Genomic DNA, 17,869 nt, shown 5'->3' on the forward strand with positions numbered 1-17,869 from the left:
TAACAAAATGGCTATAAAAAAACATTTGGCAGTTTCAAGTTTATTAGGTGCTAGCTTTGCAGCCCTAGGCCAAAACTCCTTTATTGTAGATGATTTAAAAGTTGAAGGTTTACAGCGTGTTGCACTGGGTGCAGCGTTAACGCATATTCCGATCAACGTGGGCGATAATATTGATGAGTACACAATTTCTAGAACCATAAAGGCTCTCTATCGTTCAGGTCACTTTGACAATATTAAAGCATTACGTGATGGCAACAGTGTTATCTTCCGAGTGACTGAGCGCCCAACGATCAGCATGATCGAATTTGATGGCAATAAAGACATCAAAGATGAGCAACTTAATGAGTCGCTAGACCAGCAAGATATCCGTACTGGTGAGCCGCTTGATAAAACAGTCCTTGATAACATTGAAAAAGGCTTAGTTGAATTCTTCCACAGTATTGGTAAATACAATGCAAAAGTGGATGTAAGCATTACTAAGTTACCGCGTAACCGTGTAAAACTTTTATTCACATTTGATGAAGGTGACGCAGCGTCAATTCGTCAAATCAACTTGGTTGGTAACGAGCTTTTCTCAGATGAAGAGCTTCTTAAGTTAGCCGAGTCTCAACAAGATTTGCCTTGGTGGCAGTTCATGTCGAGCGACCGTTATCAAAAGCAAACTATCGAAGGCGATTTAGAGAAAATCCGCAGTTACTACCTAGACCGTGGTTACCTACGTTTTAATATCGATTCGACACAAGTATCAGTTAGCCCTGAGCGTGATTCTGTTTATGTAACAGCAAATATCACCGAAGGTGTTAAATACAAAGTTAAAGGCTTTGACTTTATTGGTGACCTGTTAGGCCGTGAAGAGCTTATTAAGAGCGTTATCCCGCTAAAAACTGGCGAGCTTTATAACGGCTCTGTGGTGACATCATCAGAAGAGTTTATCAAAAGCTACTTAGCACGTTTTGGTTATGCCAATGCTGAAGTACGTACCATCCCTGAGATTGATGACGAAAACAAAGAAGTTCAATTAACGCTTTCTGTTAATCCGGGCAAACGTGTTTATGTTCGTCGTATCATTGTGGGCGGTAACCAAAATACTTCTGATGAAGTGGTTCGTCGTGAAATGACACAGCTTGAAGGTGCATGGTTATCAAACCAAAGCCTTGAGCGCTCTAAACTGCAAATCCAGCGTTTACCTTACATGGAAAGCGTTGATTTTAATGTTGTACCAGTACCAGGTGTAGATGACCAAGTTGATGTAGATTTTACTGTTAAAGAACAATCTGCAGGTAGCTTTAACGCAGGCCTTGCTTATGGTTCATACTTGGGTCTGCAATTTAACATTGGTGTGAGTGAATCAAACTTCTTAGGTACCGGTAACCAAATTGGTTTTAACATCAATACTTCACGTGGTTCTGAGCGTATTAGTGTGTCTTACACTGACCCTTACTTTACGCCGGATGGTGTATCGCAAGGTAGTAGCATCTTCTACAGTAACTATGATGCAAGTAAATTCAGCCTAATCGACTATAAATCGAAGAGTTATGGTATTGGTACAAACATTGGTTTCCCAATCGATGCAGTAAACCGTATTAACTTTGGTGTGCGTTGGGTGCAAGAAGAGCTGTCTGATATTGCAGAATATGAGCAAACACGTGTTATTCGTGAAACATTCTTAGACCCTGAAAATCCAGACGCAGGCTTTGACTTTACTAAGTACGAGTTAAGCGCAGGTTGGTCACGTGTTACTGTTAACCGTGGTTTATTTCCAACAGCAGGTTCGCGCCAATCTCTTAACTTAACTGCGACAACGCCAAACTCTGATTTACAGTACTTTAAGCTAAATTATGACTCGCGTTTCTACTGGCCAATCAGTAATGACCACCGCTGGGTGTTCTCAACGCGTGCGGCACTTGGTTACGGTAATGGTTACGGTACAACCAATGGTTATGACCAAACACTGCCGTTCCAAGAGTTCTTCAGAATTACTGAAATGGAACTACGTGGCTTTGACCGTAATACGATCTTACCTCGTGCTGTATCACGTTTTCCGCAAAGCATTCCTGGTACACCGTTACCTGATGGTACGACAACAGGTAGCATTGGTGGTGCATCAGAATTTGACCAATTACAAACAGCAGGCCGAATTGGTGGTAACGCCAAAGCGGTAGCAGGGATGGAGCTTATTGTTCCAACACCTTTCTTAGATGAAGAAAACACCAGCTCTGTACGTACTAGCTTCTTCGTAGATGCTGCAAATGTATGGGATACAGAGTTTAATATTGACCGTTATCAAAACCTTTCAACAGATGAACGTGCAAAATTGGATGATTACTCAGATCCAATGCGCTTTAGGGTTTCAACCGGTCTTTCTCTACAATGGATCTCTCCGATGGGTCCAATGCTGATCAGTTTTGCGTATCCATTGCAAAAAGAAGAAGATGACGATACGAAGACCATCAGCTTTAACATTAGTAATACATTCTAAAGGAGTTTTTTCGTGAATAAATCAATTAAATCAACAGCTTTTGCACTACTTGCTACTTTATCTATGGGTCTATCTACTAACGCATTCGCGCACAAAGTAGGTATCGTTGATATGCAAGAAATCTACAAGCAAATCCCACAAATGGCGAAAGTAGAGCAAACTTTAGAAGCTGAATTCTCAGAGCGTCGTCAAGAACTAGAAAAACTTCAAGGTGATATCCGTTTTGAAGCTGAAAAGTTCAAGCGTGAAGCAACAACGATGAGCGACAAGCAAAAAGAAGAATTACGTACTAAGATCCAAGGTATGCAGCAGCAACTTGCTGAAAAAGGTCGTCCTTTAGAGCAAGAAATCAAAATGCGTCAAAACCAAGAACTAGCTAAAGTTCAAAAGTTAATCTTAGATGCAATCGAAGAAGTAGCGAAAGCTGGCAAATTCGATGAAGTTAAAGTTAAAGAAACAACGATTTATGTTAACCCTAAAACTGTCGATGACTTATCAAGCAAAGTTGTTGAAAAAGTAAGTAAGCAATAGAAATCATATATGCAAAACTACACGCTTTCGCAGATAGCGGATCTTCTGGGCGCTGACCTTCAAGGTGACGGCGCCACAGAGATTAAAAAAATATCTACACTTGCAAATGCCCAACATGGGCATATTGCATTTTTAGCGAACAAGAAATATCGCTCGCAATTAGAAGATACTCAAGCAAGTGCGGTGATTTTATCACCAGCAGATGCTGAGTACTTTTCGGGTAATAAGCTCATTGTTGCTAATCCTTATGTTTGTTACGCCAAACTTGCTCAGCTAATGGATACCACACCGCGCTCAGCAGTGACCGGTATTCACCCAAGTGCAGTCATTCACGATTCAGCCTCTATTGGCGATAATGTCGCGATCGCCGCCAATGTGGTGATCGAAGCGGGTGCTGTAATTGCAAACGATGTGCAGATTGGCCCAGGCTGTTTTATTGGTGAGCACGCAAAAATTGGCCAAGGCACTAAGCTTTGGGCAAATGTAAGCGTTTACCATGAAGTAGAGATTGGCAGCGACTGTTTATTCCAAGCGAATACGGTAGTGGGCAGTGATGGTTTTGGTTACGCTAACGAGCGTGGCGAATGGGTGAAAATACCGCAACTTGGCCGAGTAATCATCGGTGATAAGGTTGAGGTAGGCGCGTCTACTACGATTGACCGTGGTGCGCTAGACGATACTATCATCCATAGTAATGTAATTATCGATAATCAATGTCAAATAGCGCATAATGTCGAGATCGGTTCGGGTACAGCGGTTGCTGGTTGTACGGTATTTGCTGGCAGCACAGTGATCGGTAGGAATTGTCAGATTGGCGGTATGGTTGCAATTAATGGTCACATTAGCGTATGCGATGGTGCTATAATCACCGGCATGAGTATGGTGACTAAGGCAATCACAGAACCTGGAATTTATTCTTCAGGCTTGCCACATCTAACCAACAAAGAATGGCGACGTAGTATTGCCCATATCCGTAACCTTGGCGATATGAAAGACCGCATTAAAGCACTTGAGTCACTGACTAAGTCACTCAATATTGAAGACAAATAAGGATGCTATTTTGGCAAATGAATTAAATAGTCTTGATATCCAGGATATCTTGAGTTTACTTCCGCATCGTTACCCGATGCTACTTGTTGACCGTGTACTTGATTACACGCCAGGCGAGTCGTTACATGCTATTAAAAATGTAACAGTGAACGAACCTATTTTTACGGGTCATTTTCCTAATCAACCTATCTTTCCAGGTGTGTTGATTTTAGAAGCAATGGCTCAAGCAACTGGCTTACTTGGTTTTAAGACAGTTGAAAATCGTAGCGATAACGAACTATATTTATTCGCAGCGATCGACAATGCGCGATTCAAACAGCCGGTATTACCTGGCGATACTATGCATTTGCATGTAGAGTTTGTAAAAGAGCGCCGCAATATATGGAAATTTGCAGCAGAAGCAAAAGTTGACGGCAAAGTAGTGTGTACTGCCGAAATCATGTGTGCGAGAAGAGAGTTTTAATAGTGATCCATCCTACGGCGATAATCGAACCAGGTGCAAAACTTGGAAATAACGTATCAGTTGGCCCTTACAGCTATATCGGTAACGATGTAACTATTGGTGATAACTGTATCATCGAATCTCATGTGGTTGTAAAAGGCCCATCGACGATTGGTTCTGGTAACCATATTTTCCAATTTGCTTCGGTCGGTGAAGCTTGCCAAGACAAAAAGTATGCGAATGAGCCAACGACTTTGATCATTGGTGACAACAACGTGATCCGTGAGTGTGCGACAATTCACCGTGGTACGATTCAAGACCAAGGTGTAACAAAAATTGGTAGCAACAACTTATTTATGGCTTACACACACGTTGCACATGATGCAGTTGTGGGCGATAACGTTATTTTTGCTAACAATGCCTCTGTTGCTGGCCACGTACACGTAGGTGACTGGGTGATCCTTGCAGGTAATTCAGGTGTTCACCAGTTCTGTAAAATTGGTTCACATGCATTTGTAGGTATGTACTCAGGCGTTAATAAAGATGTACCGCCATTTGTAACTACTATTGGTACACCGGCAGGCCCTGTAGCAATCAATACTGAAGGCATGAAACGCCGTGGCTTTGAAAGCGATGAAATCATGGCAACACGCCGAGCATATAAAACGCTTTATCGTAAGAGCTTAGGTGTTGAAGAAGCAATCGCTGAGCTAAGTGAAGATGCTGCGAAGTACCCAGCTGTTCAGCTGATGATAGACTTCGTGAAAAGCTCTGAGCGCGGAATTATTCGCTAATCATAAGCGAACTTCTATAAAAGCCACCGTAAGGTGGCTTTTTTGTTTTTATACTCATTCGCTTAATTAGGTAACTTGATATAGTTCAGGTTTTGCTAAGTCAGTGCTTGCTATCTTCACGGCAAAAAAGGATCTACTAATATGAACAAACTCATCGTTTTTGCATTATTAAGCTTAATTATAACTGGTTGTAGTAGTGTGCCTTCGGTATCTAAAGGAGCAATAGAAAAAGGCAAAGCCAGTTATTACGCTGATAAATATCATGGCCGAACGACAGCAAGTGGTGAGGTGTTTAATCAACGGGCATTGAGCGCGGCTCATCAAACGCTTGGTTTTGGCAGCAGAGTAAAAGTTACTAATCTTAGTAATAATAAAAGCGTGATTGTTACTATTAATGACCGCGGCCCATTTATCCGCGGTCGTATTATCGACTTATCAAAAAAGGCGTTTTCACAAATTGCCTCAGTCAAGCAAGGTGTGATTGACGTCACCGTTGAGCAGCTCGATTAAAAACGGGTAATAAGCTCTACGTAGTCGGCTTCATTCGCCACTAATTCAGCATGACTCGCAAAGGCTCTTACTTGTCCTTGCTCTAACCAAATAACCTTATCAACACGACTTAGCATTGCAGGGTCATGGGTAATGGTCAGCATAGTTTTATTTGCCCATATTCTCTCAACTGTAGTCAGCAAGTTTTGCTTAGTGTGATTATCTAAGCTCTCTGTTGGTTCATCAAGAATGATTAAATTACCTTGCCTTAATAGAGCTTGGGCAATAGCAATACGACGTGACTGACCATGAGAAAGCTTTCTGCCTGCGGTTCCTAAACGAGTGTTTAGCCCATCTTTTAAGTTACTAAGCCAAGAGCCAAGTTCAGCTTGTTCACAGGCCTCAATAAGCCTCTCATCTGTCGCATCAAAAGCTGCATAGCGAAGGTTTTCACGTAGCGTGCCATCAAAAATATGATGCTGCTGGGCAACTATCGTTAGCTGCTTAAAGCGTGTTGCAGTGCTCAAGCTTTCAAGTTCAAAGCTATCTTGTTTGGTGGTGAGCTTTAATGAGCCTGATTGCAGCGGCCAAAGGCCCGTGAGTAAGTTAACTAGGGTGGTTTTTCCACTGCCACTAGCACCGACTAGGGCAACTTTACTGCCGGGTGTAATCGCAAAATTGATATTGCTAAGGGCTTTACTTTTTGCCCCCAAGTATTGGTAATTGACCTCGCTTAACTCAAGACCAAGCCCTGATTGATCCGCTAATTGGTTTGCTAGCTGATCATCTAAGTTGTTTGGCTTTTCGGCTAAGCTGCTGTGTTTATCTTCAAGATCAAACAGTCGCTTTGCGGCACTTAAAGTAAGTGGCAATTCAATAAACGCCGTAGGCAGGGTGAGCACGGTTTCAAAGCTTGCTAATACAAATAACGCGAGCATCGCCAGTTCAACGTTTTTCATAGTCCCCATTGCAACCAGTGGAATTATCATAAATACACTGGCCAACATGGTAAGTTGGATCACCAAAGTGCTTAAACCATTACTATTTGCCACGGCTTTGTGGCGATTATAGAGCTGGTTGTTGTATTGTTTACTGAGTGAGTCACAATGCGCTAATTGCGCAGCCTGTGCTTGATAGACAGCAAGCTCTCTGGCACCTGATAGTGTATCGGCAAGTTCAGCCCTTAACTCGGCTGAAAGTTGGGTTTCAGTATCCGCTTGTTGGTGAAGCTTATGGCTTAACATTGCGGGAAGCAGCACGCCAATAATCATCAGTGAAGTAAAGCAAACTAAAGCAACCTCAGCGTAATACATGGCCATGAAGGCCATTACTATAGGAATGCTGATCAAGGCGACAATAATCGGCAGCAGCACATTGAGGTAGAATTTATCCAGCGCATCTACATCATTCTGTAGGCGGTTAAATAAATCGCTACTACGTCTCATTGCTAAGTCAACGTTGTTCAGTTGGCTCAGAGTCTTGAACATGTTTACGCGAATTTCGCTCAGCAATAAAAAGGTAGCATTATGAGTTATCATCCGCTCACCGTAACGAGACGCTGTGCGCACGATAGCTAAAAAGCGGATCACTCCAGCTGGGGTAAAGTAATTCATCTGCACACCAGCAATGCCCGCCGCTGCCATGGCTGCTAAAAACCACCCAGATATAGCGAGCAAGCCCACATTAGCGAGTACCGTTAAGCTTGCTAAAAAAGCCCCTAAAAGCAACATGCCAGTATGAGGTTTGCACAGTTTTAATAGACGTATAAAGTTATGCATGGTTTTCACCTTGGCTCACAAGTTTAGCAAATAGGCCTGCTTGCTCAGTCAGTTGCTGGTACTGACCAGATTCAACAATGTGACCTTGTTGCATAACGTAAATATTATCGGCGTGTTTTACCGTATTCAGTCGGTGAGCAATAACCAGTACTAAATGGTCTTTTGCATAATCGCGGATTGCTTGATTGATTAAATGCTCTGTTTGGCTGTCTAAGTGAGCGGTAGGCTCATCTAGCATCAGCACAGGGGCATTCTTCAAAAATGCACGGGCAAGGGCTATGCGCTGTTTTTGCCCTCCAGAGAGGCCTTCTCCTTGTTCACCTAGCAAGGTATCAAAGCCATCAGGTAGTGCAGTAATAAACTCAAGTGCTCCAGCTTTACTTGCTGCTTCATCGAGCTCTGCTTGGCTTGCATCGGGTTTAGCTAAACGCAGGTTGTCTGCAACGGTTCGATAAAATAACGTGGCTTGCTGTGGTATCCATGCCAGCTGTGCTTGCCAATCAGCTAATGCAGTATCACTCAGTGGTTGCTCGTTAATGCTAATGGCACTATTGGCCTGATGATGAAAACCCAATAGGCAATCAAACAAGGTACTTTTACCCGAACCACTTTCACCCACAAAGGCAATTAAGCCTGAGCTTGGTAAGCTTAAGTTGATATCAGTTACCCCTTCGTTTGTTTCAGGGTAGTGAAAGGTAAGCGCACTCAGCTGTATATCTTTTATCGGTAACTCAAGCTTAGATGACCCGACATGTTTATCAGCGTCGCTTTGATTGATTATGTCGACCATATCAGCAGCAGCGCTGATCCCTTCAAGTTTTGCATGATAGTGAGTACCCATTTGTCTAAGTGGTAAGTAAAACTCAGGGGCCAGTAGTAACACCACAAATCCAGTGGCAAAATCGAGCGTACCAAAAAATAATCTAAAGCCAATGATCACAGCAACAAGGGCCACACTAATGGTGGCTAAAAACTCAAGGGCGAAAGACGATAAAAAGGCGACTTTCAATACACCCATGGTTGCTCCACGGTAATCATCAGAAATCTGACTGATGCTATTTAGCTCACGCTTGGTTGCATTGAAGAGCTTGAGTTGAGTCAGTCCATGTAATCGGTCAAAAAAGTAATTACCAAGTACCGCGAGTTGTTGCCAACGTTCTTGGTTTAACTGCTCCGCTTTATGGCCCACTAAAATCATAAAAAATGGGATCAGCGGGGCTGTTAAAAGGAATATGAGGCCTGCTTTGTAATCGGTTGGAAAAATCACCACCAATATCGCTAATGGAATAAGCGCACTGTAAGCCACACTCGGAATGTAGTTTGCGTAATATTGATGCAGTGCTTCCACCCCATTATGTAAGGTGTTAAGTGTTGCGCCGTGACCTTTTTGTTCACTGTAGGCTGGCCCAAGTTTGTTGAGCTTTTCTAGCAGTGTATTACGCATCACGTTTTTTATTTTTAATGCGGCGAGGTTACTCACCCGTTCACTTAGCGTAACCAACAAAGCACGAACTAAAATTAGCCCAGCCAGCGGCCATAATAATGGGCTTACGGCTTGCAAGTTTGCTTGTTCAAACATGACTTGATGAGCCGCGTTTGCAAGAAGATAACAAGAGGCAATCATTAATAGGGCGTTGAGTGTGCCCAAACTAATGCTTAATTTAAGAAGCCCTGAAGCGGACTGGCTATACTGCTTTAAAAAAGCGCGCAGCGTTTGCTGCTGCGCGCGATTTGGTCGGGGTTTAGTTGTCATCGGTGTTTTTGAGTCTCGCGTACAGCTCTAGCTCATCATCAGCAATCGAATCTTTATGTTGGTGAAATTCGTACCACATTACGTTGATCACCCCAAGTGTACAGGCTAATAGAACACCTAAAATCCAGGCAAAATACCACATATTTAAATCTCCTTAATAGCTACCGTGAGTGTTGTTTTCAATTTCACTAATCGTTACTTTGCGCCACATCTTCACATAACACCATGTTGTGTAGATAAGAATAAGTGGTACAAAAATAACCGCAGCGATAAACATCACGTTAAGTGTCATATGGCTCGAAACCGCATCCCACATAGTTAAACTAATATTTGGGTTGTTGCTCGAAGGCATCACAAACGGGAACATTGACATACCCGCAGTTAAGATAACGCCTGCGAGCATTAAGCTTGACGCAGCCAATGCCATTGCTGGTTTTTGTAATTTAGATAATACAATTGCCAGTGCCGCCATCACGAATGCTAGGGCAGGGAACAGCATGGTTAATGGCATTTTTGTATAGTTATCAAGCCATGCACCCGGTGCCTGCGTTACTGTTTTAGCAAGCGGGTTTGCAAACCCTTGAGTATCGCCCATGCTAACGATTTTATAACCGTCAATTTGTGATACCCACACACCAGCTAAGGCAAACAATACAATAAACGCCATCAGTGCATATTGACCATATTGTGCTGAGCGTTTAGCAACCTCTGCATCAGTACGAAGTTGTAACCACATACCAGCGTGACCAACCAGCATCAGTACACTCACTAAGCCAACTACAATGGCAAATGGGTTTAATAACGCAAAGAATGAACCTTGATAACTGACACGCAGTAGGTCGTCGATATGATAAGGCACGCCCAGTAATAAGTTACCAAATGCCACACCAAATACTAAAGCAGGAATAAAGCTGCCAGCAAATAGGCCCCAATCCCAGTTATTACGCCAACGTGGTGAATCTATTTTTGAGCGATAATCAAAACCAAGCGGTCTGAAAAATAACGCAAATAACACCAGCATCATAGCAAAGTAAAAGCCAGAGAAAGCGGCTGCGTAAACCATAGGCCAAGCCGCAAACAGTGCGCCCCCAGCGGTTATGAACCAAACTTGGTTACCATCCCAGTGAGCACCAATGGTGTTAATAACTGTACGGCGTTCAACATCGGTTTTACCAACTAGGCGAAGCAAAATTGCCACACCCATATCCATGCCATCGGTCACTGCAAAGCCAATTAGTAAGACACCAATTAACAGCCACCAGATTAGTTTTAGTGTTTCGTAATCAAAAATCATGACTGAGCTCCTTGGCTTGCAAGTGAATCCGCTTTAGCAAGTTCATGGTGATATTTACCGGTATGAAGTGAGCTTGGGCCTTGTTTAATAAAGCGAAGCATCAGCCAGCCTTCTACAGCAGCAAGACCTGTATAGAAAACTAAGAAACCAGTAATACTAATCAATAAGTCATTCACCGTGAGTGACGAGGTTGCCAAGAAGGTCGGTAAAATTTCCGAAATTGCCCACGGTTGGCGGCCGTACTCCGCAACAATCCAACCAAATTCAATGGCAATCCAAGGCAGAGGAATACTCCATACCGCAGCCCATAATAACCAGCGCTTTTGCTCAATAATGCGGTGTGCGTTGTAATAAAATGCAAGGACGAATACACCAAGCATGATCACGCCACAGCCAACCATGATTCTAAATGACCAGAACATAGGGCCGACTTGAGGGATTGAGTCTTTCACTGCTTTTTGAATGTGCTCTTCTGTTGCATCTACCACGTTAGGGGTATAGCGCTTAAGTAGCAGACCATAGCCAAGGTCGTCTTTTAAGGTATCGAACTTTGCAATGTTTTCTGGTGTGTCTTCACCGCCACGAAGCTTTTCTAAGTATTCGTATGCAATCATGCCATTGCGAATACGTACTTCGTGCTGCTCTTCAAGGTCTTTAATACCCGTTACTTGCTCGTCGATAGAGCGAGTCGCAATGATACCCAGTGCATAGGGGATTTTTACAGCGGCGTGGGTGACTTGTTCTTCTGAGTCAGGAATACCAACCAAAGTAAATGCGGCAGGGGCTTCTTCGGTATGCCACTCAGCTTCAATGGTTGCGAGTTTGACTTTTTGCACCTCGCCAACTTCGTAGCCAGATTCATCACCAAGTAAAATAACACAAAGAATAGACGCTAAACCAAACCCTGAAGCAACCGAGAACGAACGCTTAGCAAAAGCAAGGTCGCGACCTTTTAAGATGTACCAGCTACTAATACCAAGTACAAACATAGATGCTGCAACATAACCTGCTGATACGGTATGAATAAACTTAACCTGTGCGACTGGGTTAAATACCAATTCAGCAAAGCTAGTCATTTCCATGCGCATGGTTTGGTAGTTAAATTCAGCACCTACTGGGTTTTGCATCCAACCATTTGCTACTAAAATCCATAACGCAGATAAGTTAGTCCCTAAAGCCATTAAGAAGGTAGCACCTAGATGCTGACGTTTACTCAAACGCTCCCAGCCTAAAAAGAACATACCGACAAAGGTTGATTCTAAGAAGAAAGCCATTAAGCCTTCAATCGCTAGCGGTGCGCCAAATATATCGCCCACATAGTGAGAGTAATAAGACCAGTTGGTACCAAACTCAAACTCCATGGTTAGACCTGTTGCCACACCAATCGCAAAGTTAATACCAAACAACTTACCCCAGAACTTAGTCATATCACGATAAATTTCGCGACCTGTCATCACGTAAACGGATTCCATGATCACTAAAATCCACGTCATACCTAAGGTAAGGGGAACAAATAGGAAGTGAAATAGGGCAGTGATTGCAAATTGCAATCGCGATAGATCCACAAATGTTTCATCTATCATTGTTTAGCTCCTTGTTAGCGGGTGCGGTAGACACGACAAATATTGATTATGAAGTTTCAGTAATTATTGAAACTTTGCAAATATTAAACCTGTATTCATTTTAGTCAATAGGAAAATACGAAATAAAGATGAATTAATCCTGCTCACCTTTTCTACAGATTAGAGATAAAGCTCTAAAGTTTCAAATATTTAATCGTTATAAAAAGCCGTTTTGCTATGGCTTATTTTATTCTTTTTTAAGCTCTTTTTAGATAGTAGCGAGTAAACCTGCAGGCTACACGCGCAAATAAATGCTCAACCAATGAGCAAGTAGGCAGGCTAATTTCGATTTCTAGTATTTATTAACTCTGTGACATTTATCCGACTGCTAAAACACGGTAAACTCGTTTTTATTAGTGCCAAAAGTTGCGAATTATCAACGAATGAAAGAACAAACAAAGCCGTTACGTATTGCCTTGGTGGCAGGTGAGTTATCAGGTGATATTTTAGGTGAAGGGCTAGTAAAAGCACTTAAACGCCGTTTTCCGGATGCCATATTTGAAGGGATTGCAGGCCCGCGTATGCAAGCGGCTGGCTGTAAAACATTATTCGATATGGACGAATTATCTGTAATGGGCCTAGTTGAAGTACTAGGCCGATTACCGCGCCTACTAAAAATACGCAAACAATTGGTGCAGCATTTTATCGACAACCCACCAGATGTATTTATTGGTATCGATGCCCCTGACTTTAACTTACGTGTCGAAAAACCGTTAAAAGAGGCGGGTATTAAAACAGTACAATATGTTAGCCCATCAGTGTGGGCGTGGCGCGAAAAACGTATTCATAAAATCAGTGCCGCCACTAATTTAGTGCTGGCATTATTACCGTTCGAAAAAGCCTTTTACGATAAGCACGATGTACCTTGTACCTTTGTGGGTCATACTTTGGCTGATGATATTGCCCTTGAGCACGACCAAACCGAGGCTCGTAACCAACTAGGTTTAGCACAAACTGATAAAGTACTTGCGTTGTTACCAGGTAGCCGAGGTTCTGAAGTAGGGCTTTTAAGCGAAACCTACATTGAAACAGCGGCTAAATTGCAAGCGCAAAACCCTGACCTTAAAATTGTGGTTCCGTTAGTCAATGAAAAACGAAAAGCACAGTTTTGTGAAATTTTAGAAAAAACAGCCCCTGATCTAAAACTGCAATTATTGGATGGTCAGTCAAACCTTGCAATGCAAGCGGCTGATGCCATTTTACTTGCCTCAGGAACCGCAACGCTTGAAGGTATGCTGTACAAAAAGCCGATGGTTGTGGGCTACAAAATTAAGCCACTGAGTTACTGGATTTTCAAAACCTTATTTACTTTTAACATTAAGTATTTCTCGTTGCCTAATTTATTAGCCGATGAAGAACTCGTTCCAGAATACTTACAAACTGAATGTAATGTTGAAAACCTATCGGCTGCGCTAACACCTATGTTGAATACCGATAACAGCGAACTAAAAGCGCGCTTTTTAGCCATACATAAAAACATTAGATTAAATGCCAATGAACAAGCTGCAGCAGCAGTCGCGGAGTTACTAAATGCAAATTGAACGACCGAATGTTAATTATATTGCTGGTGTAGATGAAGTTGGCCGTGGCCCATTAGTGGGTGATGTTGTTACCGCTGCGGTAATATTGGACCCAAATAAGCCTATTGCAGGGTTAGCAGATTCTAAAAAGTTATCAGACAAAAAACGTCAATTATTAGCTGCAGAAATAAAAGAAAAAGCCCTTTGCTATGCTATTGGTCGTTGTAGTCCAAGCGAGATTGATGAGTTAAATATTTTGCATGCCACTATGCTCGCGATGAGCCGCGCGGTTGAAGGCTTAAGCGTAAAGCCTGAGTTTGTCTTTATTGATGGTAACCGTGTGCCTAGCCAATTAACTGTGCCAGCACAGGCGGTAGTAAAAGGCGATAGCCTAGTTGAAGAGATTTCAGCAGCATCTATTTTAGCGAAAGTTGCTCGTGACGAAGAAATGATTGAGCTTGATAAGCGTTACCCTGACTATGGTTTTGCAGGCCATAAAGGTTACCCAACTAAAGCACACTTTGCAGCACTTGAACAATACGGTGCTATTGCAGAGCATCGTAAAAGCTTTAAACCTGTTCAGCGCATTTTGGCGTTAAAAGGAGAGCAACTGTAATGCCTGCGCCACAATTTGTTCACTTACGTGTTCACTCAGATTTCTCAATGGTGGATGGCCTAGCTAAAACTAAGCCAATTGTCGCTAAAGCAGAAGAGCTGCAAATGCCTGCGTTGGCTATCACCGATCAGATGAACTTATGTGGTTTGGTGCGTTTTTATGGCGCTGCCCATGGCGCTGGTATTAAGCCTATTGTCGGCGCAGACTTTTGGTTAAGAAGCCCTGAATTTGAAGATGAACCTAGCCGAATTACCATCTTAGCGAAAGATAACGAAGGTTATAAAAACCTTACTTTATTGATCTCTAAAGCGTACCAGCGTGGACATCTATTTCACCGCCCTGTGGTTGACCGTGAATGGCTGGTGGAGCACAAAAATGGCCTGATTTTATTATCTGGCGCTAAAGATGGCGACTTAGGTAAAGCCCTATTAAAAGGTAACCCTGGGCTTATTGAATCGGTCGTTAGCTTTTATAAGCAACATTTTAGCGATCATTATTACATTGAGCTTATTCGTACTGAGCGTGCTTTAGAAGAAGATTATTTACACCTAGCTGTTGAGCTTGCCACAAAAGAGCAGTTACCTGTAGTGGCAACGAACGAAGTGGTGTTTTTAAAACCAGAAAACTTTGAAGCCCATGAAATCCGCGTAGCAATCCATGACGGTTACACCTTAGAAGATAAACGTAGACCAAAACGTTTTTCTGAGCAGCAATATCTTAAAACAGCAGAGCAAATGGCTGAGCTATTTAGCGATATTCCTGAAGCGTTAGAAAACACCGTTGAAATTGCTAAGCGCTGTAATGTGACCGTACAGCTCGGGACTTACTTCTTACCAGATTACCCAACCGGTTCGCTGAAAATTGAAGACTTCTTGGTTAAGGTCTCTGAAGATGGCCTTGAAGAGCGTTTACAGTTTTTATTCCCAGATGAGCAAGAGCGTAAAGAGAAACGTGGCGAGTATGATGAGCGTCTGAAAATAGAGCTCGACGTAATCAACCAAATGGGTTTCCCGGGTTACTTCTTGATCGTAATGGAGTTCATTCAGTGGAGTAAAGATAACAATATTCCGGTAGGTCCAGGGCGTGGTTCTGGTGCCGGTTCATTGGTTGCTTATGCACTGAAGATCACCGACCTTGATCCGCTTGAATTTGACTTACTATTCGAACGTTTCTTGAACCCAGAACGTATCTCAATGCCCGATTTCGACGTCGATTTCTGTATGGATAGGCGTGATGAGGTAATTGATCACGTAGCGGCACTTTATGGTCGTGACGCGGTATCTCAGATCATCACCTTTGGTACCATGGCTGCAAAAGCGGTTATCCGTGACGTAGGCCGTGTACTTGGTCACCCTTACGGCTTTGTTGATCGTATTTCTAAACTAGTACCGGGCGATCCGGGTATGACCTTGGCTAAAGCGTTTGATGTTGAGCCTCGTTTACAAGAAGCCTACGACGGTGATGAAGAGGTCAAAGAGCTTATTGATATGTGTCGCATCCTTGAAGGCTGTACACGTAACGCCGGTAAACACGCTGGTGGTGTTGTAATATCACCAACCACTATCACTGACTTTGCAGCCCTTTATTGTGATGATGAGGGTAAATTCCCGGTAACGCAATTTGATAAAAACGACGTTGAGACGGCGGGTTTAGTTAAGTTTGACTTCTTAGGTCTAAGAACACTTACCATCTTGCAATGGGCAATTGATATGACTAACGAGCGCTTAGCCCGAGAGGGTAAAGAGCCAGTTGATATCAACGCTATTCCACTTGATGATAAGCCAAGTATTGAGTTACTGCTACGCGCCGAAACCACCGCGGTATTCCAGTTAGAATCTCGTGGTATGAAAGACCTTATTCGTCGTCTAAAGCCCGACTGCTTCGAAGATATGATCGCACTGGTAGCACTATTCCGCCCTGGTCCATTGCAATCAGGCATGGTAGATAACTTTATCGACCGTAAGCACGGCCGCGAAGAGTTATCTTACCCAGATGTGCAGTGGCAACACGATAGCTTGATACCCATTCTAGAACCGACCTACGGTATCATTCTTTATCAAGAACAGGTAATGCAGATTGCGCAGGTACTGGCTGGTTATACGCTAGGTGGCGCTGACATGCTGCGTCGTGCGATGGGTAAGAAAAAACCAGAGGAGATGGCAAAGCAACGTTCAACCTTCGAAGAAGGTGCTGTTAATAACGGAGTTGACGGCGAACTTGCAATGAAAATCTTCGACTTGGTAGAGAAGTTCGCAGGTTATGGTTTTAACAAATCTCACTCAGCTGCTTATGCCTTAGTATCGTACCAAACGTTGTGGATGAAAACCCACTACCCAGCAGAGTTTATGGCTGCGGTAATGTCGGCGGATATGGATAACACCGATAAAATTGTTACCTTGGTAGATGAATGTGAAAACATGAAACTGACCTTGTTACCGCCAGATGTAAATGCCGGTGAGTACAAGTTTACGGTTAATCTACAAGGTGAAATTGTTTACGGTATCGGTGCCATTAAAGGGGTTGGTGAGGCGCCTGTTGAAGCTATTTTAGAAGCCCGTAGCGAAGGTGGCCCGTTTAAGGACTTATTTGATTTTTGTGCCCGTGTTGACTTAAAGCGTTTAAACAAGCGAGTTGTTGAAAAGCTCATTTATGCCGGAGCGCTCGATCAACTTGGCCCAGATAAAACCCAACCTGGCCGTGCAACCTTATTAGCAAGCTTAAAAGATGCTATGCGAGCGGCCGATCAGCATCATAAGGCTGAGTCATTAGGGCAGGCAGATTTATTTGGATTACTTGCCACAGAGCCAGATGAAGTTGAACAAGCATTTATCAAAGCCACAGATTTAACCGACAATGAGTGGCTAGATGGTGAGAAAGAAACTTTAGGTCTGTATTTAACTGGCCACCCAATTAATCAGTATCGTAAAGAGTTAAAGCATTATACATCAGGAAGGCTGGTCGATTTACAACCCACTAACCGCGATGTGCAGTCAACGGCTGCAGGCTTAGTGATTTCTGCCCGTACCTTGATAAACAAAAAGGGAAATCGATGGGGTCTTGTAACTTTAGATGACAAGAGTGCCCGTATTGATGTACGCTTATTCCCAGAACAGTTTGAAATGTACCAAGATTTGCTGCAAGTAAACAATATCTTGGTAATATCTGGACAGGTCAGCTTTGATAACTTCTCTGGTGGCATTACAATGACCGCTAGAGACATATGCACCATCGCTGAGGCGCGAGAAAAACGTATAAAAGCGATTAAAATGACCTTGAATATGGTGCAGATCGAGGCGAACTTCTTCGATAATTTACAAAAAGTACTGGAACCTTATAAGTTTGGTACTTGTCCTATTAAAGTATTCTATCAACGTCCGGATGCGTTGGCTGAGATTACCTTAGGAACCGAATGGTGTGTTACGCCGAGTGATGACTTAATTCATAAGTTATCGCTGATGGCGGCGCAAGATGTAGAACTAGAATTTAATTAATTAGGTAGTT

14 protein-coding genes are annotated in these 17,869 nt (G+C 42.9%); 9 read left to right on the forward strand and 5 right to left on the reverse strand.

Going from position 1 to position 17,869, the window contains the following annotated elements:
• The first annotated feature begins 7 nt into the window (after window positions 1–7).
• From bamA to J8Z28_RS06000, 6 genes are all read left to right on the forward strand, one after another.
• A complete protein-coding gene (gene bamA / locus J8Z28_RS05975; protein WP_054562042.1) occupies window positions 8–2,479 on the forward strand; it encodes an outer membrane protein assembly factor BamA in 2,472 nt (823 codons plus the stop codon).
• 12 nt (window positions 2,480–2,491) lie between these two features.
• A complete protein-coding gene (locus J8Z28_RS05980; RefSeq protein ID WP_054553115.1) occupies window positions 2,492–3,010 on the forward strand; it encodes an OmpH/Skp family outer membrane protein in 519 nt (172 codons plus the stop codon).
• Window positions 3,011–3,019: 9 nt separating this feature from the next.
• Window positions 3,020–4,060 (forward strand): UDP-3-O-(3-hydroxymyristoyl)glucosamine N-acyltransferase, encoded by a 1,041-nt coding sequence (gene lpxD / locus J8Z28_RS05985; RefSeq protein ID WP_054562041.1) that lies wholly within the window; start codon window positions 3,020–3,022, stop codon window positions 4,058–4,060.
• 10 nt (window positions 4,061–4,070) lie between these two features.
• Window positions 4,071–4,523: a 3-hydroxyacyl-ACP dehydratase FabZ gene (fabZ, locus tag J8Z28_RS05990; protein ID WP_054562040.1), complete on the forward strand. Its 453-nt coding sequence runs from the start codon at window positions 4,071–4,073 to the stop codon at window positions 4,521–4,523.
• Window positions 4,524–4,525: 2 nt separating this feature from the next.
• Complete coding sequence (lpxA, locus tag J8Z28_RS05995; protein ID WP_054553112.1) at window positions 4,526–5,296, forward strand: acyl-ACP--UDP-N-acetylglucosamine O-acyltransferase; 771 nt, start codon at window positions 4,526–4,528, stop codon at window positions 5,294–5,296.
• 141 nt (window positions 5,297–5,437) lie between these two features.
• On the forward strand, window positions 5,438–5,806 hold the full coding sequence (locus J8Z28_RS06000) for a septal ring lytic transglycosylase RlpA family protein (protein WP_054562039.1): 369 nt from the start codon (window positions 5,438–5,440) through the stop codon (window positions 5,804–5,806).
• On the opposite strand, the gene cydC is transcribed toward J8Z28_RS06000, so the two are convergent.
• Genes cydC through J8Z28_RS06025 form a run of 5 tightly spaced genes read right to left on the reverse strand, consistent with a single transcriptional unit; the run spans window position 5,803 to window position 12,193 of the window.
• On the reverse strand, window positions 5,803–7,563 hold the full coding sequence (gene cydC / locus J8Z28_RS06005; protein WP_054562038.1) for a thiol reductant ABC exporter subunit CydC: 1,761 nt from the start codon (window positions 7,561–7,563) through the stop codon (window positions 5,803–5,805). The two genes, J8Z28_RS06000 and cydC, sit on opposite strands and share 4 nt — an antisense overlap.
• Window positions 7,556–9,316, reverse strand: coding sequence for a thiol reductant ABC exporter subunit CydD (gene cydD, locus J8Z28_RS06010; protein WP_250660068.1), 1,761 nt, complete (start codon window positions 9,314–9,316; stop codon window positions 7,556–7,558). The genes cydC and cydD overlap by 8 nt, the downstream gene beginning before the upstream one ends.
• A complete protein-coding gene (gene cydX, locus J8Z28_RS06015; RefSeq protein WP_054553108.1) occupies window positions 9,306–9,458 on the reverse strand; it encodes a cytochrome bd-I oxidase subunit CydX in 153 nt (50 codons plus the stop codon). The genes cydD and cydX overlap by 11 nt, the downstream gene beginning before the upstream one ends.
• 12 nt (window positions 9,459–9,470) lie before the next feature.
• Window positions 9,471–10,610, reverse strand: a complete 1,140-nt coding sequence (cydB, locus tag J8Z28_RS06020) for a cytochrome d ubiquinol oxidase subunit II (protein ID WP_055021939.1) — start codon at window positions 10,608–10,610, stop codon at window positions 9,471–9,473.
• Window positions 10,607–12,193 (reverse strand): cytochrome ubiquinol oxidase subunit I, encoded by a 1,587-nt coding sequence (locus tag J8Z28_RS06025; protein WP_054562035.1) that lies wholly within the window; start codon window positions 12,191–12,193, stop codon window positions 10,607–10,609. Before J8Z28_RS06025 ends, cydB begins: the two co-directional genes overlap by 4 nt.
• Window positions 12,194–12,615: 422 nt before the next feature.
• On the opposite strand from J8Z28_RS06025, the gene lpxB reads away from it, so the two are divergent.
• The 3 genes from lpxB to dnaE are packed head-to-tail and all read left to right on the forward strand — an operon-like array spanning window position 12,616 to window position 17,859.
• On the forward strand, window positions 12,616–13,773 hold the full coding sequence (lpxB, locus tag J8Z28_RS06030) for a lipid-A-disaccharide synthase (RefSeq protein WP_054553105.1): 1,158 nt from the start codon (window positions 12,616–12,618) through the stop codon (window positions 13,771–13,773).
• On the forward strand, window positions 13,763–14,368 hold the full coding sequence (gene rnhB, locus J8Z28_RS06035; protein WP_054562034.1) for a ribonuclease HII: 606 nt from the start codon (window positions 13,763–13,765) through the stop codon (window positions 14,366–14,368). The genes lpxB and rnhB overlap by 11 nt, the downstream gene beginning before the upstream one ends.
• Window positions 14,368–17,859 carry a DNA polymerase III subunit alpha gene (gene dnaE / locus J8Z28_RS06040; RefSeq protein WP_130166723.1) on the forward strand — a complete coding sequence of 1,164 codons (3,492 nt, stop codon included), beginning with the start codon at window positions 14,368–14,370 and terminating at the stop codon, window positions 17,857–17,859. The genes rnhB and dnaE overlap by 1 nt, the downstream gene beginning before the upstream one ends.
• Window positions 17,860–17,869: the final 10 nt, after the last annotated feature.

The sequence above is a fragment of the Pseudoalteromonas sp. SCSIO 43088 genome (genome assembly GCF_023650795.1).
Classification (GTDB): Bacteria; Pseudomonadota; Gammaproteobacteria; order Enterobacterales; family Alteromonadaceae; genus Pseudoalteromonas; species Pseudoalteromonas shioyasakiensis.